The organism is Sinorhizobium kostiense, from assembly GCF_017874595.1.
Taxonomy (GTDB): domain Bacteria; phylum Pseudomonadota; class Alphaproteobacteria; order Rhizobiales; family Rhizobiaceae; genus Sinorhizobium; species Sinorhizobium kostiense.
In genome coordinates, this window is the sequence record NZ_JAGILA010000003.1 from 267,419 (window position 1) to 284,137 (window position 16,719).

Below are 16,719 nucleotides of genomic sequence, written 5' to 3' on the forward strand. Positions count from 1 at the left end.
GCCTTTTTCTTTTGCAGCGCTTCCTTTCCTGAACAAGATACAAACCCTGACAGCTGTCAGGGCTTTTCGTGGTTTCGCTGAAGGGCAAACTGCGCAGCAAGGTTTGGCAGTTCCGCCTCAACAAACTTCAAGAACTCGATGCCGAGCGAGCCCTCGGCCGAGATTCGAACCTCTTTCGGGGACATCACCAACGCGGCAAGCTTTGTACCGCTACCATCCGAAATCGGAGTCGGACCTAAGCCCTTTTTGGTGGCTGGCTTGATCGCACTCAGGACGCGCTGGAACCGTTTGTCGGAAGTTTCAACGGGGTCCACCTTGGCCAACGTAGTGCGAATAGAATCGAGAGTGTCCGGATCGCCGGCAACAGCCTTGGCAAGGTCGAGCCATCGCGGCCGGCCAATCTTTGGTGCCCGTCCAATAGCCTCGATGATATCCGCCGGCACGACGCGATAGACATTTCGCATACGAGCCAGTTCAGTGTCCTCGATCGAAAGCGCTGCGTAGATATGGCGCGGCTTGATTCCCGCATCATCCATGCGCGACGCAAACAGCGCCCGCTCGATCCAGGTCAGGTCCTGGCGGCTTGCATTCTCGATCCCCTGCGCGAGAACAAGATCGAGGTCAGAAATTTCCACCTCGATGGCTCGAAGGGCCTTGCCGAGCTGCTTGGTAGCAAGCCAGCGCCGGTGACCGTACACGATCTGATAGCGACCGGGCGACGAGGGGTGTTTCCGGACCTGGACAGGAACCTTTTGGCCCTCGGTCTCAATGGAACGTTTGAATGCCTCGAAGCTTGCCTCGTCATCATCCGGCAGTCTGTCCGGGTACGGGGAGGGGTCGATGAGGGAAGGATCCAGCTCGCGGATCGCCCCCCCGCCCGACTCGACGAGAGCCTTCAACCGATCTCGCTCTGATCGAATGTCGTCGATCGCACGGTGGGCTGCGCCTATGACACCAGCCCCAACACGATTGCCCACGGATGGAACAGGGGGCGCTGGCTGCTGATCGCTGGCCAGCTTGTTCTCCAGCTCTGCTGACAGCAGTCCGAAGCTGGCGACAATCGACTTACGAGGAGATTTGCTCATGTCCGCCCCCAGCTATCGTTGATAAGGCGAACAATGGCCTCGTTTACGGCGTCTACGGCCTCGCGGGCGCGCTTTTGGGTGTCCCGTCCGATTTGCCCCATTTCGAGCTCGTACACGGAGCGCTTCGCGAGGCCAGCGGCTTCAACGGCAGTGCTCTCGATGGCAGTCGGCAACAGGACATCTGTACCGAACATATGGCGGAGCATCGCGACAACTTGCGATTGCGGCGCGTCATTGGGGTCATGTCGTGTTACCAGGTATCGAATGAAGTCCTGGTCCAACTGAGCGCCGCTCTCATTAAGAACACTAATTAGATCGCCCATCATCAGCAGGAACTGGCTCATCGATGCAACGTCTAGCATTGCCGGATGCACCGTGATGATCATGCTGGTCGCAGCGTATATCGCGCTTAATGTCAGAAAGCCGAGCGACGGCGGTGTGTCCAGGATTACGACGTCGTAGTCTGCTTCAACTTCTGAAAGGGCGAGCTTCAATCGCTCGAAGAAGATCGCGCCGGAACTCGACTTGTTCGCCAAAACGCGAGGAGTTTCGTGTTCATACTCCATCACTTCCAGATTACCTGGAATGAGGTCGATGCCTTCGAAGTATGTCTTGCGGATGATATCGCGGATTGGACGACGGTCGTTTTCGTCGTAGCGCAAAGCGGCGTAGATCGTTTCATTCGAGCCGACGTCAATCTCTGGCTGGGCGCCGAACATAGCCGACAAGGATGCTTGGGGGTCCAGATCGAGTGCGAGTACGCGATAGCCGTGGAGGGCTAGGTAGTGCGAGAGGTGCACGCAGGTCGTTGTCTTTGCGCTGCCCCCCTTGAAGTTGGCGATTGCAAGAACCTGAAGGTGCTCGCCGGGCCGACGGCGAGGAAGGAATCGCAGGGCCTCCGACGGCTTCTGCTTCGCGAACAATTCGCGCAGTTCGTTGATCTGGGCAAGCGTGTAGACGCGATGATTATTCTCCAATCTGCTGGGAACTGGTCCGCGTCCTTCGGTCGACATGAGCTTTAAGGTCGAATCGGGTATTGACGTCAGCTTCGACACTTCATTGGTCAAGAACGAACGTAAGGTCTTTTCCGATCTTGGCGGATACATGCGAGTTCTGAGCTGCTGCAATTGCCCGGACAGAAGCCCTGCGTGGCGCATGATCTTGCTGCCAGCATCTTCCCTCGAGCACACAACTGATTCCACTCGTTCTGCTATCGCCATCTTTTCCTCTTAGCGGCCTTCCGCCGGTTTACCGACCATTGCCCGCCAAAGATAGAACACGATTCTCCTAACCCGTCCAGAAGTTTAGGGTTAACAGATGGTTAAGGTCCGGAGAGAAATCCCAAGAGGACTCTTGAATTTTTGGTTTCCGTTCCGTGGCTTAGCCCGACGCTTCCACTAGCTTGATCCCAAACTGTTCCTGTGAGCCCTGCAGTCGGGCAGGGACACGCCAACCGTCGTTCACTCAACCTACTGCCCGAATCACCACCAGCACAACCCTGTTGGATTCTACAACTGCACAGCGATTCGGATCCGTGCTTACCTCCGCGTCGATTTTTAACGACGGAGAAATTCATGCAGGTTCTCGCGATCTCAAAGCCCCGGAATGTCGAAGAAGCCCGACTTCTCCAAAGCCATTATCAGCTGCGCGCCCGCGTCTTTTCCGGTCGGTTGGGTTGGGAAGTCAACGCTGCAGGAGGCTATGAGTCGGATGCTTTCGACGATCTTCAACCAACCTACATTTTAGCCATCGCCAAGTTGGGCCGGTTGGCCGGATGTGCCCGCCTTCTTCCAGCACTCGGCCCCACGATGGTGACGAACGTCTTCCCCTCGCTCCTTTCTGCAGGTCACCTTAATGCTCATTCCTCCATGGTCGAGAGCTCGCGCTTTTGCGTGGACACCTCCCTCGCTGAGGGTAGGGGAGCTGGTTCCGTTCATGAGGCGACGCTCACCATGTTTGCGGGGATTATCGAATGGTCTCTGGCAAACCGTTTCACCGAAATAGTCACGGTGACTGATATTCGGTTTGAACGGATCCTCGCCCGTGTCGGTTGGCCGCTTCAGCGCCTTGGCGAGCCGAGACGGATCGGGACGACCATGGCCGTGGCCGGCACTCTGACGGCTAATGCGGGCACTTTTCGGAAGCTCCGCCCCGTCGACTACCGCTCTCAGATCATCGGCCGACTTGGCCAAGCAGCATGAGGAGAAGTCCGTGACACAGCTTCGCTCCCATGCTCGTCTCGTCCGCAAGCTTCAGAACGCCCTCGGCGACCAGCTTTGCGTCGCATTGGATGATGGCAACGTCGTCGAGATCATGCTGAACCCCGATGGAAAGCTGTTCATCGAACGGCTTGGGCATGGCGTTGCGCCGGCCGGAGAGATGTCGTCAGCTGCGGCGGAAATGGTGATCGGCACCGTTGCGCATGCGCTTCAGTCGACGGTCGACACGGAACAGCCGATCATCTCCGGAGAACTGCCGATCGGCGGCCACCGATTTGAAGGTCTCTTGCCGCCGGTGGTCGCCAAGCCGCGTTCACGATTCGCTGTCGTGCTTCGCGTCTTATCCCGCTGGACGACTACGTGTGCTCCGGCATGATGACGGAGAATCAGGCTGCGACCATCCGCAGCGCGATGGCTTCACGCCTGAACATTGTCATTTCCGGTGGAACTGGCTCTGGCAAGACGACCCTCGCAAACGCAGTGATCGGCGAGATCGTGAAGAGCGCGCCGGAAGACCGGCTCGTCGTTCTGGAGGACACCGCCGAGATCCAGTGCGCAGCCGACAACGCAGTTCTTCTTCATACCAGCGATACCGTCGACATGGCGCGGCTCCTCAAAAGCGCGATGCGCCTGCGTCCCGACAGGATCGTCGTGGGCGAGGTCCGCGACGGAGCCGCGCTCACGTTGCTCAAGGCATGGAACACCGGCCATCCGGGTGGCGTGGCAACTATTCACTCCAATACCGCCATGTCGGCACTGCGCAGGCTCGAGCAACTCACCGCGGAGGCCAGTCAGCAGCCCATGCACGAGGTGATTGGCGAAGCGGTCGATCTCGTCATCTCGATTGAAAGAACGCCGAGCGGACGGCGCGTTCGCGATGTCATCCAGGTCGAGCGGTACGTCAACGGCCAATACGAAATCGAAACCGACCAGCTCACCGAAGAACAGGAGGCGCGCCATGTCGCGTAAGAATGCATTAGTCGCCATTGCGCTGCTTGCAGCTCCCTTGGTTTTTGCCTCTGTCGCACCGGCCCTCGCGAGTTCCGGCGGCGGCCTTCCCTGGGAAGGGCCGCTTCAGCAAATCCAGGAGTCGATCACCGGTCCCGTCGCTGGTGCGATCGCGCTGGCAGCGGTTGCCATCGCGGGCGGCATGCTGGTCTTCGGGGGTGAGCTCAACGATTTCGCGCGGAGGCTCATGTATATCGTTCTCGTCACCGGCATCCTGCTTGGCGCCACCAACATCGTCGGCCTGTTCGGTGCGACCGGCGCCTCGATCGGACTGGCAGACGAGTCGATTACTCCAAGCGGGCAGAGCGGAGAAGGGGAGGGGACTCATGGCTGAGTCCTTGTCCGGCCTTCAGCGCAATCGCATCCACCGTGCACTCTCGCGTCCGAATCTGTTGATGGGTGCCGACCGGGAACTGGTCCTGCTCACGGGTATCGCCGCGGTCATCCTGATCTTCGTCGTGTTGACCCTTTACTCGGCTCTTTTCGGCGCCGCCGTTTGGATCGTCATTGTCGGGTTGCTGCGAATGATGGCCAAGTCCGACCCGCTGATGCGAAACGTCTATATCCGGCACATCTCCTACAGATCCTATTATCGGGCGACGACCTCGCCCTGGCGCCGCCACTGAGGAGCGGATCATGGTTGCTCTCAAGCTTTTCCGCGCGACAGGTCCGTCGTTCGCCGATCTCGTGCCCTATGCCGGCCTGGTCGACAACGGCGTCCTTCTGTTGAAAGACGGAAGCCTGATGGCTGGTTGGTATTTTGCCGGGCCAGATTCCGAAAGCGCCACCGACCTCGAGCGCAACGAACTTTCGCGGCAGATCAACGCAATCCTGTCGCGGCTCGGAAGCGGATGGATGATCCAGGTAGAGGCCGTGCGTATTCCGACGATCGACTATCCCCCGGAAGACCACTGCCATTTCCCTGATGCTGTCACGCGGGCGATCGACGCGGAGCGGCGGGCGCATTTCACGCGTGAGCGGGGACATTTCGAGAGCAAGCATGCACTGGTCCTCACCTACCGACCGTTGGAGTCCAAAAGGACGGCTCTCAGCAAATACATCTATTCCGATGAGGAGAGCCGCAAGAAGACCTATGCCGACACGGTGCTTTTCATCTTCAAGAACGCCGTCCGTGAGATCGAGCAATATTTCGCGAGCACGCTTTCGATCCGGCGTATGCAGACGCGCGAGGTTGCCGAGAGGGGAGGGGAGCGCGTTGCCCGCTACGACGAATTGCTCCAATTCGTCCGCTTCTGCATTACCGGCGAGAACCACCCGATCCGACTTCCCGATGCTCCTATGTATCTCGACTGGATCGCGACCGCTGAACTCGAGCATGGCCTGACCCCGAAACTCGAAAACCGGTTTCTCGGCGTTGTGGCGATCGACGGGCTGCCGGCGGAGAGCTGGCCGGGGATCCTCAACAGTCTCGACCTGATGCCGCTCACCTATCGGTGGTCGTCGCGCTTCGTCTTCCTTGACGCGGAAGAGGCGCGTCAAAAGTTGGAGCGGACCCGTAAGAAGTGGCAACAGAAAGTTCGTCCGTTCTTCGACCAGCTATTCCAGACGCAAAGCCGGTCGGTCGATCAGGACGCCATGATGATGGTGGCAGAGACCGAGGATGCGATCGCGCACGCGTCCTCGCAAGTTGTTGCCTACGGCCACTACACGCCCGTCATCATTCTCTTCGACGGTGATCGGGAAGCCTTGCAGGAAAAAGCCGAGGCGATCCGACGGCTGATCCAAGCCGAAGGATTTGGTGCGCGCATCGAATCGCTCAACGCCACTGACGCCTACCTCGGCAGCTTGCCGGGCAACTGGTATTGCAACGTGCGTGATCCAATGATCAATACCAGCAATCTCGCCGACTTAGTCCCGCTCAATTCGGTCTGGTCGGGAAACCCGATCGCACCTTGCCCCTTCTATCCTCTGAATTCTCCGCCGCTGATGCAGGTCGCGAGCGGCTCGACGCCGTTCCGGCTGAATCTGCACGTCGATGACGTCGGCCACACGCTGATCTTCGGACCAACCGGCTCGGGCAAGTCGACACTTGTCGCACTGATCGCGGCACAGTTCAGACGCTATGACCGTGCCCAGATCTTCGCCTTCGACAAAGGCAGCTCGCTCCTGCCGCTGACGCTGGCTGCCGGGGGCGACCATTACGAGATCGGCGGCGACAATGCGGAGGAGGGGAAGGCATTGGCCTTTTGCCCCCTGTCTAACCTTGAAAGTGACGGCGATCGGGCCTGGGCCGCGGAATGGATCGAGATGCTGGTCGCGCTGCAGGGTGTCACCATCACGCCCGATCATCGCAACGCCATCTCGCGGGAAGTCGGTTTGATGGCGAGAGCACCTGGTCGATCGTTGTCGGATTTCGTGAGCGGCGTTCAGATGCGCGAGATCAAGGACGCGCTGCATCACTATACAGTTGACGGGCCGATGGGTCAGCTTCTCGACGCAGAGGAGGACGGGTTGGCGCTCGGCGCCTTCCAGACCTTCGAGATCGAGCACCTCATGAACATGGGCGAGCGCAATCTCGTGCCCGTGCTTACCTATCTGTTCCGATGGATTGAAAAGCGCCTCGATGGCTCGCCCAGTCTGATCGTGCTGGACGAGGCCTGGCTGATGCTCGGGCACCCGGTGTTCAGAAGTAAGATCCGCGAGTGGCTGAAGGTGCTCCGCAAGGCGAACTGCGCGGTCGTGCTGGCTACCCAGTCTATCTCGGATGCCGAGCGCTCCGGGATCATCGACGTGCTGAAGGAATCCTGCCCGACGAAGATCTGCCTACCGAACGGCGCCGCACGCGAGCCCGGGACGCGCGAGTTCTACGAACGGATCGGATTCAACGAGCGGCAGATCGAGATCGTTTCGAACGCGATTCCCAAGCGCCAATACTATGTCGTCACACCCGAAGGCCGGCGGCTCTTCGATATGGCGCTCGGTCCCGTGGCGCTCAGCTTCGTCGGCGCATCCGGCAAGGAAGACTTAAAGCGCATTCGCGCGCTCAGTTCCGAACACGGCCCCAATTGGCCAATCCTATGGCTTCAAATGAGAGGAGTTCACGATGCCGCATCGCTGCTCGACGTCGAATGAATTGCTTGCCGGTCTGGCAGCCGTCGCCCTGACGATCGTCGCAGTAACACCGGCAAATGCCGGCACTGCTACAGGTGCGGCGACCGAGTGGACACAGGTGCTCAACAATGGTGAGCTCGTAGCGCTGGTCGGGAAATCTGGCGAGCAGATCCAGAACCAGCTCACCCAGATCAGCCAGCTCGCGCAACAGATCGAGACGCAGCTGAACATCTATCAGAACCTGCTCCAGAACACCGCGACGCTCCCATCGCACATGTGGGGGCAGGTCGAGAGCGATCTCAATCAGCTCCGCAGCATCGTCGATCAGGGCCAGAGCATCGCTTTTTCCATGGGCAACGCTGACGATGTGCTGCAGCAGCGATTCCAGAGCTATGCCACCTTCAAGGCCAACCTGCCGAGCAATGGGACATTCTCCTCGATCTATCAAACCTGGTCGGACACCAACCGCGATACGATTGCCAGCACGCTGAACGCAGCAAGCCTCACGGCCGATCAGTTCGACAACGAGGAAACCACAATGTCCTCTTTACGGTCGATGTCAGAGACAGCCGACGGGCAGATGAAGGCATTGCAGGTCGGCCATCAGATCGCCGCGCAGCAAGTCGCGCAAATGCAGAAGCTCCGCGGCCTCGTCTCACAGCAGATGACGATGATGGGTACCTGGCTTCAGACCGAGCAGACCGACAAGGACCTCGCTCAGGCACGGCGGGAGAAGTTCTTCGGAGCGACCGCGCCATCCACTTCCGGCGGTGAAAAAATGAAGGTGCAATGGTGAGAGCGAAACTGATCCTCATCGCAATGGCGGCGACGATCGGCAGTGCCGGCGTCTGGTTCATCATCTCCGAGAAGCAAGCAGCACAAGAGCGCCGTGCGACGTTCTTCGGCTCGTCGAGAGAGTACCCCACGTTGGGCGGCCAGATGAAAGTCGAATGGTGAATCTATGAACGCGAACCAACTCCGAGCTCTTGCCGTCGCCATACTGTTTGCCGGTTTCGCCGCCTTGGCCGCGCAGCCCGCATTGGCCCAGGAGGGCTCGGTACTGACGTCCCTTCAAAACCAGATCACGACTGCTGCGAAAGGGTGGGAAACCACCGTCATGGACGCCGCGAAGTCATTGTTCTGGATTCTTGCTACCATCGAGATCGGCATCGCAGCGGTCTGGCTTGCCCTTCAGGCTGCGGCCCTCGACAGCTGGTTTGCCGAGCTCGTCCGGCGCATCATGTTCGTCGGCTTCTTCGCTTTCGTGCTGGCGCAGGGGCCGACCTTCGCCAAGGCCGTGGTCGACAGTCTCTTCCAGATTGGCGCCGGAGGCGGCACCGCCTCGCCGGCGGACGTCTTCAACGCCGGGCTCGCTGTTGCAACCAAGATGTCCGAAAAAATTCAGTTCGGCCTTTTTGAGGATAATGCACTCGCTATCTCGGCCGCTTTCGCGATGGTGGTCGTGGTCATCTCGTTCTCTCTTGTCGCGGCAATCTTCGTCTCCGTCATGGTTGAGATGTATCTCGGCCTGCTTGCCGGAATGATCATGCTTGGCCTTGGAGGGTCGTCGTTCACCAAAGACTTCGCCGTCCGCTATCTGGTTTACGCCTTCTCAGTGGGCATGAAGCTCATGGCATTGGTCATGATTTCCCGCATTGGATCGGAAGTCCTCATCGGATTGGCGAATGAGCCCCAAGTCGGCGACCGGTTCCAGACCGCACTTGCCATTGCCGGGATCGCCGTGGTCGTCTTCCTCATTGCGATCTACGTGCCGAATATCATTCAGGGCGTTGTCCAAGGTGCATCAGTGACCGGGGGCATGGAAACGATCCGTCACGGCGGGCAAGCAGCATCCTTTTCCGCAGGCGCAGGGTTCCTCGCGGCAGGCGTGGCAGGAGCCGGTTTTGCGGCAGGTCAGGCCGCCAGAGCGGCTGGCTCATCGTTTCCTGGTGCAGCTCTTCGAGGAATCGGCGCCGGGTTTGGATCGGCAGGCAAAGCTGCCGGTTCCGCGGCAAAAGAGAAGGCGATCGGCTCGCCCGGCGCTTATGCAGGTTCCATTCTAGGACTTGCCAACGCCAAGCTCGATGAAAGTCGCGGTGGTTACAGCGGGCACAAGCCTCGCCCCGAACGCAAAGACTAACAGCAATGAGAAAGTGATGGATCGATGGCAGCGAATCGCGTCCCCGAAAACCCCTATCTCGCCGCGCGGCAGGAATGGACGGAACGTTACGGATCCTATGTGCGAGCCGCCGCGGCATGGCGTTTCGTCGGCATTCTGGGCCTGACCATGGCCGTGATCGGCTTCGGATATGCCATGTATCTCAGTACCCAGGTGAAGCTCGTGCCCTACATCGTCGAGGTGGACAAACTCGGAACGTCGGTGACAGCCGGCTTCCCTGAACAGATCGAATATGCGGATGTGCGCGTGGTACGTGCGACTCTCGGCAATTTCGTAACCAGCTTCCGTTCGATCACGCCCGATGCCGTCGTCCAGAAACAATATATCGACCGCACATATGCTCTTCTTCGAACGTCCGAGCCATCGACGGAGAAGATCAACGCGTGGTTTCGGGGCAATTCGCCTTTCGAGAAGGCCAAGACCGCAACGGTCGCCATCGAGGTAAACAACATCGTGGCGCTCTCGAACCAGACCTATCAGATCGACTGGACTGAGTACGAGCGGGATCGAAAGGGCAAGGAAACTGGCACACGCCGGTTTCGTGGGATCGTAACGGTCGCGCTGACCGCGCCGCAGGACGAGGCAACCATCCGCCTCAATCCGATCGGTCTCTACGTCCGGGATTTCGACTGGACGGCACAACTTTAAGGACAGGGGATTCGGCAATGCACAGAAATGGATTGATCGCAGCGGCCGGATGCATGGCCGGACTCGTCTTTGCGGCGGGCGCTCACGCACAAAGCATGACCACAAACGAGGTGCGGGGCACCAAACTGTCAAGCAAATGGCGTGGAACGCCAGGCCTCGTCACCACGGGGCCGGATGGAAAGGTCATTTTCCTATACGGGGAAACGCAGCCGTCCGTCGTCTGCTCTCCGCTGCAGGTCTGTGATATCGAGCTGCAGGGCGGAGAAATCGTCCGCGACGTACTGGTTGGCGACACCGTTCGTTGGAAGGTCGAACCGGCGACATCAGGCGCGACCGGTGGACAAGCGGTCCATCTGATTGTCAAGCCCTCGGAACCTGGTCTCGTCACTTCCATGGTGGTTACGACATCGCGTCGCACATACCACATTCAGCTCAAATCCCACCCGAGCCAATACATGGCACGCGTAGGGTTCGAATATCCCGAGGATGTTTCAACAAAGCTCGCCGACATCAATGCGCGCCTCGAAACAGGAGGTATTCCCGGAACCGCGCCGGATAAGCTCAACTTCTCCTACTCCGTGAGTGGAAACGCGCCGTGGAGACCGAAGCGGGTCTATTCGGACGGGGTGAAAACCTACATTCAGTTTCCGAGGTCCATTTCTGGCCAGGATGCCCCCGTGCTGTTCGTCGTCTCCGGCGGGCAGGATCGCATCGTCAACTATCGCATGAAGAACGACATGATGATCGTCGACTATGCCGTCGACAAGGCGATCCTCGTTTCCGGTGTTGGCTGGCGCCAGCAGAAGATTACCATCCGGCGGGGAGGTTGAACGATGCGGATACTTTTCCTTTTACTTCTCGTTACTGTTCTTCTTTCCGGTTGCCAAAGCGACGACGTGGGCTTGACCGCCAAGGCTACCCCTATGCCGGCGACCGGGCCCGCTGCGAGCGCCATCGCCGGTGACATGGCAAGCCGGCTTGCCGAGCAAATCGGCCCCGCCGGCACGACAACCATCAAGATGAGCAAGGACACGTCAGAGTTCGCGATGGCGCTCGAGGCGGCCCTGAAGGGCTGGGGCTACACGGTCATTACCGACGGGAAAGTCGGACGAGACGTCAAGCCGATCGAACTCGCCTACTCGATCGATGGCGTCGAGGGTCAGGTGCTCGCAAGACTTTCGACGCCGTCAATTGCTCTTGGCAGGGCCTATACGGCGACGTCCGATGGCGCCATACCAGCAAGCCCGCTTTCGATCATGCAACGGAGCTGACGGGAGGAGACACATGGTGCAGTCGCTGCAACTCGGCGCGTCAAGCCAGGCAGACGATCAGAAGGGCATGCGTCGCCTCAATCGCGTGCCGATCATTGTCGCCATCATCGTCATCGTTTTCTTCGTCGGTATCATCGTGATCGGCCTCTCATGGCGGGGTCTCGTCTTCAATCGAAGCAATGATATCGAAAGCGCGTCGGACCCGCCCGCGACCAGTTTCGGCGACCAACTCAAACGCGGTGTAACGGACGGCATTATCGGCGAGCCGGTCGAACGCGAGACCTTCCAGCCGACGCCTGTCACCGAGCAGAAGGTCGGGAAACAGGAGCCGGTTGTCGATCGCCGGCCGGCGGCGCGCGAAGAACGACGCCCCGGGTTGGAGTCCGAAGAGGAATGGAAGGCCCGACTGAAGCGCGAGCAGCACGAGCAGTATATTCGCGAGGCTCAGCGCCAGCGGATGGCGCGCCTACTGGCGCGCGCCACGGCACTCGAATCGCCCTTGAAGGTCGATATCTCCGACGTCGAGAAGGCGGCAAATGCTGCGGACGCCAGTCAGCAGAATACACCGGCGACAGCAAACAGCGCCTCGGACCTCTATGCCGCTGCGATGAATTCCGGGCTCATGGGGCAGAATGTCGATCAAAACGGCCAGATGTCCAAGGAGGATTTCTTCAATCAGGATATCAAGGATCTCGGTTATCTTCCGAACAAGATCGTGCCTCAAATGTCGCCCTATGAGCTAAAGCGCGGCTCGGTCATTCCAGCCACGTTGATCACCGGCCTCAACTCCGACCTGCCCGGGCGCATTTCTGCGCAGGTCAGCCAGAACGTCTACGACAGCGCGACCGGCTATCGGGTCCTCATCCCGCAAGGCGCCAAGCTGTTCGGCCGATATGACTCGAAGATTTCATTCGGACAGGATCGGGTGCTGGTCGTCTGGACAGATCTCATTTTTCCAAACGGATCGACTCTGCAAATCGGCGGCATGGCGGGTACGGACGCCGAAGGCTATGGCGGCTTTGCTGACAAGGTCGACCGGCATCTCTGGCGGACTTTCGGATCGGCCGCGTTGACCGCGCTGATCGGGACAGGGATCGACATGTCGATGCCTCAGAGTTCGACGCGTAGCACGCAGGAGACAGCGTCAGACGCCGCGAGGCGGAATTTCGCGGATGGTTTCGGCCAAGTGGTAGAACAGACAATCTCGAAAAATCTGAATGTGCAGCCGACCATCCGTATTCGGCCGGGCTACAAGTTCAATGTCCTCGTCGACCAGGACATCATATTTCCGTCCGGCTATCGTGCAAATTAGCGGCGCACTGCCAGAGATCTGGGTCCTCCCATCTGCCGCTGGTTGACGCGGGTGAGCATTGCAGGGGACCAGTGTTTGACTCGATCGCGCACGATCTCCGGTCCGCTTGAGTTGCGGCTTCCCTCGACAGATCGCGCGCGAAGCGCCATTCGGAAACATACCGTCATCGGATATGCTTGTGGACCGTCGTTCGAGAGAGCCTGAGCAAACGTGCAGTTTCAGACGCATTGTTTCCGGTCTGCCGATAAGTGGTGCGGATTTCGGAGCATCGCCGCCTGCTGAGGGTATTGTCCAGACAGCTCATGCAGCAATCGATTACAGCATCCTCATCCGATTCATCGAATGAATCCTCATCGAGATAGTCCGTCTGCCGTCGAATGAGCGCCCGCTGGAGAGCCGCGTTCAGTTCGCGGATGTTACCGGGCCAGGCGCGCCGCGCGAGGCGAGCAATAGCCGCGTCCGTGATTGCCGTCTGAGGCGCAAGCCTCTTCATCAAGTGCTGCACGACGAGCGGGAAATCGGATCGTTCGCTTAGGACGGGCAGCTTTATCGTGATGGCGTTGAGCCGGTAGAGCAGATCGGCACGGAACGCCCGGTCCTTCACCATGTCATGCAGGTTCCGATTTGTGGCCGAAACGATCTGAACGTCGACCTTGTGGACCTTTTGTCCGCCCACGGCGCGCACTTCCATCGAGTCGAGAAAGCGCAGTAGTGCTGTCTGGGAGGCAAGCGGAATGTCTGCAACCTCATCAAGAAACAGGGTGCCGCCATCGGCGGCGCGCGCGAGCCCCGGCGCACCGTCGTCACGAGCATTCGTGTAGGCGCCGCGCTCGTGACCGAAAATCTCCGCGATAAACAGGGGCTCCGGCACGGCGCCGCAATTGAGGGCGACGAATTCACCCTTTCGCCGGCTCACCTTATGCAGATGGCGGGCCATCAACTCCTTGCCAGTCCCGGTCTCCCCGAAAATATGGACCGGCATGCGAAGCGCTGCCGCTTCGGTCAATTCGGCCATGGCGCGCTTGAGCAACCGATCCTCGCAAACAAAGTCCGGCTCTTCGGGGTGGCTGATGAGGGTCGGAAGGGAAGGGGCCGCCCGTGTCTTGGAGCGCATCGCCATGCCCTCACCGATTTGGCGGCAGACCATGAACACGCCGCTGCCGGCCCGGTCGCGAACGCGGATGATCCCGCCGCCCAGCAGCCCATCCATAGCCGCGCCGAAGCCGGCCTCGAACAGACGGTCGAAATGCACGCCGTGCGCTGCCGGCAGCCCGGCAAGAAGCGCCATGCCCGGTCGGTTCACCAACACTACGGTGCCGTCGCCCGAGACGGCGAGAAGGCCTGCGGACAGGGTATCGAGATATTCCGCGCGCGGATGGAAGGCGAAGATGAAATTGCCGGGTTTCTCGCGAAAGATGAGCCCATTCTCGATCTGCGCGGCCGCCATACGCACGAGCGCGTGCGTATGCTGCTGACGTGCTTCGTTCGAGCAGGAGGCATCCAGCAGGCCAAGGACCTCGCCGTTGGTATCCAGGATCGGGGCGGCCATGCAGCTCAGGTGCCCATGGCAGTTGAAGTAGTGCTCGCGTCCATAGACGGCGACCGGCTGACGTTCCCGCGCGACGAGGCCGAGCGCGTTGGTCCCGCGCTCGCTTTCCCCCCACATGCTGCCGGGAATGATGGAACGTCCGACAGAGCTCTCGGCAAAATGCGCGTCACTGATCGTGTCGAGCACGACACCGTCGGCGTCCGCAAGCGCGATCATGAAATTCGAACCTGCGATCTGCGTGTGGAGGAGCTGCATTTCTGCAAGCGCCAAGGATCTCAGCACCGCATTCGCATCCCGTCTGTGGCGCACGTCGCCGAAGGGAATGACGACGTCGCGTGGAATACCCGAGGGATCGAGGCCGAGGTCTCGACACCGTTGCCAGCTTTCGGCAACGAGCGGTGTCACTGCGGCGGCTGGGATCCGGCCACCCTGTTCGAGAGCGGCGCGTGCCCGCTCGAGTCCGGAAACATGCTGCATGGCTTTCCTCCTCTCGTAACCGCGCTAAGGCTGCCGGCGAGTGCCCTGCGCTCTTAACCAGAAACTGAACAGGCGACGCGGGCGCTGTTCAGTGGGTGGACGCGTTGCGCGATGCGAAGGCCACGCAAATCCTTGAATCCCCGCGTCAAAGGCGAATGGCACGACGCTTGCTCATTCCCCCTTGCAGCCGGAGGGCTTTGCCCGGCAAGGAGGAGACAGTGATGAAGGCTCAAGTGCTCAACCGATACGACGACGACCTGAAAACGGACCAGTGGGTCTCGCTCGAGGAGGTCGCCGATCCCAAAATCAACAAATCGACGGACGTCATCGTGCGCATAGGTGGCGCAGGCGTCTGCCGCACGGACCTGCACATAATCGAGGGCGTCTGGCGACCGCACATGGACCCGGGCGGCGACCAGCTCCTTCCGCTCATCATGGGACATGAGAATGCCGGATGGGTCGAAGAGGTCGGCAAGGAAGTCGAGGGCATCAAGGTCGGTGATCCGGTCATCGTCCATCCGAAGATTTCCGGAGGAACCTGCCTTGCCTGCCGACGCGGATTTGACATGCACGGCCCGGGAAAATTTCCGGGTCTCGATTGCAATGGCGGCTACGCCGAATATCTCTGCACCTCGGAGCGCAACATCGTGCCGCTTCCGCGGACGCTGGCGCCGAAGGATGTCGCGCCGTATTCCGACGCCGGGCTGACCGCCTATCGCGCGGTGAAGAAGGCAACGCGCCATCTTCTGCCGGGAGAAAGCTGCGTCGTGATCGGCGCCGGTGGCCTCGGCCATATCGGCATCCAGTGCCTGAAGGCAATGTGTGCCGCCGATGTCATCGTCGTCGACAAATCGGATGACTCCCTGGCGCTCGCCGGCAAGATCGGGGCCGACAAACTCGTCAAGGCTGATGGGAACGAGGTCGAGGCCGTGCTCGCAATGACCGGTGGGCAGGGTGCCGAAGCCGTCATCGATTTTGTCGGCGAGAGAGGCACGACGACCAAAGGGCTCGCCATGACGCGGCCGATGGGCAGCTACTACGTCGTGGGCTACGGCGAGGACATTCGCGTCCCGACCGTCGACATGGTCATCACCGAGAAGAACATCATTGGCAACCTGGTCGGCACGTGGGCCGAACTGGTTGAGTTGATGGCGCTCGCCGATCGGGGCCTCGTCGAATTGACAACGGTCGAATACCGTCTCGCCGACGCAAATCGGGCGCTCCAGGATCTGAACAACGGTCGCATCCATGGGCGGGCCGTTCTCATCCCTTGAGCCGCACTGTGCAGGCGGAAGAGCGCTCGGCCTTCCGCCTGCACCTTTGACGTCCGGGCGGCGGTCGCTTTTTGGACCAAAGGTCGGTCGGCCGCTGTTGAATCCCGAAGGAAATAGCATGTGCAAAACCCTTACTGCGAGGGGCCCGCAGCCTTTCCGGAAAATCAGCCGGCCGCTGAGGATTGCGGGTCATTCGACGAGCATCTGTCTGGAGGCCGCCTTCTGGCAGGTGCTCGATGCGATGGCGGTCGCCGAGGGCGTGACAACGCCGAAGCTCATTTCTGTCCTGCACGAGGAAGCCGCCCACATGTACGAGGACCTGCCGAATTTTGCCTCAGTGCTTAGAACCCTCTGTCTTCTGCATGAGAGCGGACGGTGAAGTGCGGCAAGCGGCGCCGGTTGGCTTCGCGCCGGCGCGCTCGACGTCAGACGAAGGCCAGCCTTGCTTAGGATGTCTTGTTCGCGGCTGTCCGGCCCTCCGCGATCCAGCGTGCCGCCAGCACCAGCGCGCCCATGCTGAACTCCTTGCCGTGCTTTGCGATCATTTCTTCCGAAAGGCTGGCGAGGCGTGCAAAAAACTCGTCCTTGCTCTTGTCCTCAGGGGTCAGTTCGGTCTGCATGGTTT

Annotated in this window: 17 protein-coding genes and 1 pseudogene; 14 read left to right on the forward strand and 4 right to left on the reverse strand. The window is 60.0% G+C overall.

What is annotated here, in order from left to right:
* Nucleotides 1-56: 56 nt before the first annotated feature.
* Nucleotides 57-1,085, reverse strand: coding sequence for a plasmid partitioning protein RepB (gene repB, locus J2Z31_RS13950; protein ID WP_028002682.1), 1,029 nt, complete (start codon nt 1,083-1,085; stop codon nt 57-59).
* A complete protein-coding gene (gene repA, locus J2Z31_RS13955; protein WP_028002683.1) occupies nt 1,082-2,305 on the reverse strand; it encodes a plasmid partitioning protein RepA in 1,224 nt (407 codons plus the stop codon). Before repA ends, repB begins: the two co-directional genes overlap by 4 nt.
* Nucleotides 2,306-2,659: 354 nt before the next feature.
* Between repA and traI the strand changes: the two genes are divergently transcribed.
* From traI to trbI, 12 genes and pseudogenes are all read left to right on the forward strand, one after another.
* Complete coding sequence (gene traI / locus J2Z31_RS13960) at nt 2,660-3,286, forward strand: acyl-homoserine-lactone synthase (RefSeq protein WP_028002684.1); 627 nt, start codon at nt 2,660-2,662, stop codon at nt 3,284-3,286.
* A 10-nt stretch (nt 3,287-3,296) separates the two neighbouring features.
* Nucleotides 3,297-4,273: pseudogene (gene trbB / locus J2Z31_RS13965) on the forward strand (P-type conjugative transfer ATPase TrbB).
* A complete protein-coding gene (locus J2Z31_RS13970) occupies nt 4,263-4,646 on the forward strand; it encodes a TrbC/VirB2 family protein (protein ID WP_028002686.1) in 384 nt (127 codons plus the stop codon). The pseudogene trbB and the gene J2Z31_RS13970 overlap by 11 nt, the downstream one beginning before the upstream one ends.
* Nucleotides 4,639-4,938 carry a conjugal transfer protein TrbD gene (locus tag J2Z31_RS13975; RefSeq protein ID WP_028002687.1) on the forward strand — a complete coding sequence of 100 codons (300 nt, stop codon included), beginning with the start codon at nt 4,639-4,641 and terminating at the stop codon, nt 4,936-4,938. The genes J2Z31_RS13970 and J2Z31_RS13975 overlap by 8 nt, the downstream gene beginning before the upstream one ends.
* A 10-nt stretch (nt 4,939-4,948) precedes the next feature.
* On the forward strand, nt 4,949-7,405 hold the full coding sequence (locus J2Z31_RS13980) for a conjugal transfer protein TrbE (RefSeq protein WP_028002688.1): 2,457 nt from the start codon (nt 4,949-4,951) through the stop codon (nt 7,403-7,405).
* Nucleotides 7,377-8,180 (forward strand): P-type conjugative transfer protein TrbJ, encoded by an 804-nt coding sequence (gene trbJ / locus J2Z31_RS13985; protein WP_028002689.1) that lies wholly within the window; start codon nt 7,377-7,379, stop codon nt 8,178-8,180. The genes J2Z31_RS13980 and trbJ overlap by 29 nt, the downstream gene beginning before the upstream one ends.
* On the forward strand, nt 8,174-8,341 hold the full coding sequence (locus tag J2Z31_RS13990; protein ID WP_028002690.1) for a transfer trbK protein: 168 nt from the start codon (nt 8,174-8,176) through the stop codon (nt 8,339-8,341). Before trbJ ends, J2Z31_RS13990 begins: the two co-directional genes overlap by 7 nt.
* A gap of 4 nt (nt 8,342-8,345) precedes the next feature.
* Entirely contained in the window at nt 8,346-9,524 is a 1,179-nt protein-coding gene (gene trbL, locus J2Z31_RS13995; RefSeq protein ID WP_028002691.1) for a P-type conjugative transfer protein TrbL, read from the forward strand.
* Nucleotides 9,525-9,548: 24 nt separating this feature from the next.
* Nucleotides 9,549-10,211, forward strand: coding sequence for a conjugal transfer protein TrbF (locus J2Z31_RS14000; protein WP_028002692.1), 663 nt, complete (start codon nt 9,549-9,551; stop codon nt 10,209-10,211).
* A gap of 17 nt (nt 10,212-10,228) precedes the next feature.
* A complete protein-coding gene (trbG, locus tag J2Z31_RS14005) occupies nt 10,229-11,041 on the forward strand; it encodes a P-type conjugative transfer protein TrbG (protein WP_028002693.1) in 813 nt (270 codons plus the stop codon).
* 3 nt (nt 11,042-11,044) lie between these two features.
* Nucleotides 11,045-11,482: a conjugal transfer protein TrbH gene (trbH, locus tag J2Z31_RS14010; protein ID WP_028002694.1), complete on the forward strand. Its 438-nt coding sequence runs from the start codon at nt 11,045-11,047 to the stop codon at nt 11,480-11,482.
* A 13-nt stretch (nt 11,483-11,495) separates the two neighbouring features.
* On the forward strand, nt 11,496-12,794 hold the full coding sequence (gene trbI, locus J2Z31_RS14015) for an IncP-type conjugal transfer protein TrbI (RefSeq protein WP_028002695.1): 1,299 nt from the start codon (nt 11,496-11,498) through the stop codon (nt 12,792-12,794).
* A 163-nt stretch (nt 12,795-12,957) separates the two neighbouring features.
* On the opposite strand, the gene J2Z31_RS14020 is transcribed toward trbI, so the two are convergent.
* Complete coding sequence (locus J2Z31_RS14020; RefSeq protein ID WP_050577633.1) at nt 12,958-14,820, reverse strand: sigma-54-dependent Fis family transcriptional regulator; 1,863 nt, start codon at nt 14,818-14,820, stop codon at nt 12,958-12,960.
* A 221-nt stretch (nt 14,821-15,041) separates the two neighbouring features.
* On the opposite strand from J2Z31_RS14020, the gene J2Z31_RS14025 reads away from it, so the two are divergent.
* Both J2Z31_RS14025 and J2Z31_RS14030 read left to right on the forward strand, forming a co-directional pair.
* Nucleotides 15,042-16,094, forward strand: coding sequence for an NAD(P)-dependent alcohol dehydrogenase (locus J2Z31_RS14025; protein WP_028002696.1), 1,053 nt, complete (start codon nt 15,042-15,044; stop codon nt 16,092-16,094).
* A gap of 118 nt (nt 16,095-16,212) precedes the next feature.
* Complete coding sequence (locus J2Z31_RS14030) at nt 16,213-16,473, forward strand: ribbon-helix-helix domain-containing protein (protein WP_028002697.1); 261 nt, start codon at nt 16,213-16,215, stop codon at nt 16,471-16,473.
* A gap of 67 nt (nt 16,474-16,540) precedes the next feature.
* Here the strand turns inward: J2Z31_RS14030 and J2Z31_RS14035 are convergent, their stop codons facing one another.
* On the reverse strand, nt 16,541-16,714 hold the full coding sequence (locus J2Z31_RS14035; protein WP_167333622.1) for a hypothetical protein: 174 nt from the start codon (nt 16,712-16,714) through the stop codon (nt 16,541-16,543).
* Nucleotides 16,715-16,719 lie beyond the last annotated feature (5 nt).

Excerpts from the sequence above, each read along its gene's own strand:
- repB (WP_028002682.1), bottom strand. The coding sequence starts at position 1,085 with ATGAGCAAATCTCCTCGTAAGTCGATTGTCGCCAGCTTCGGACTGCTG.
- repA (WP_028002683.1), bottom strand. The coding sequence starts at position 2,305 with ATGGCGATAGCAGAACGAGTGGAATCAGTTGTGTGCTCGAGGGAAGAT.
- traI (WP_028002684.1), top strand. The coding sequence starts at position 2,660 with ATGCAGGTTCTCGCGATCTCAAAGCCCCGGAATGTCGAAGAAGCCCGA.
- J2Z31_RS13970 (WP_028002686.1), top strand. The coding sequence starts at position 4,263 with ATGTCGCGTAAGAATGCATTAGTCGCCATTGCGCTGCTTGCAGCTCCC.
- J2Z31_RS13975 (WP_028002687.1), top strand. The coding sequence starts at position 4,639 with ATGGCTGAGTCCTTGTCCGGCCTTCAGCGCAATCGCATCCACCGTGCA.
- J2Z31_RS13980 (WP_028002688.1), top strand. The coding sequence starts at position 4,949 with ATGGTTGCTCTCAAGCTTTTCCGCGCGACAGGTCCGTCGTTCGCCGAT.
- trbJ (WP_028002689.1), top strand. The coding sequence starts at position 7,377 with ATGCCGCATCGCTGCTCGACGTCGAATGAATTGCTTGCCGGTCTGGCA.
- J2Z31_RS13990 (WP_028002690.1), top strand. The coding sequence starts at position 8,174 with ATGGTGAGAGCGAAACTGATCCTCATCGCAATGGCGGCGACGATCGGC.
- trbL (WP_028002691.1), top strand. The coding sequence starts at position 8,346 with ATGAACGCGAACCAACTCCGAGCTCTTGCCGTCGCCATACTGTTTGCC.
- J2Z31_RS14000 (WP_028002692.1), top strand. The coding sequence starts at position 9,549 with ATGGCAGCGAATCGCGTCCCCGAAAACCCCTATCTCGCCGCGCGGCAG.
- trbG (WP_028002693.1), top strand. The coding sequence starts at position 10,229 with ATGCACAGAAATGGATTGATCGCAGCGGCCGGATGCATGGCCGGACTC.
- trbH (WP_028002694.1), top strand. The coding sequence starts at position 11,045 with ATGCGGATACTTTTCCTTTTACTTCTCGTTACTGTTCTTCTTTCCGGT.
- trbI (WP_028002695.1), top strand. The coding sequence starts at position 11,496 with ATGGTGCAGTCGCTGCAACTCGGCGCGTCAAGCCAGGCAGACGATCAG.
- J2Z31_RS14020 (WP_050577633.1), bottom strand. The coding sequence starts at position 14,820 with ATGCAGCATGTTTCCGGACTCGAGCGGGCACGCGCCGCTCTCGAACAG.
- J2Z31_RS14025 (WP_028002696.1), top strand. The coding sequence starts at position 15,042 with ATGAAGGCTCAAGTGCTCAACCGATACGACGACGACCTGAAAACGGAC.
- J2Z31_RS14030 (WP_028002697.1), top strand. The coding sequence starts at position 16,213 with ATGTGCAAAACCCTTACTGCGAGGGGCCCGCAGCCTTTCCGGAAAATC.
- J2Z31_RS14035 (WP_167333622.1), bottom strand. The coding sequence starts at position 16,714 with ATGCAGACCGAACTGACCCCTGAGGACAAGAGCAAGGACGAGTTTTTT.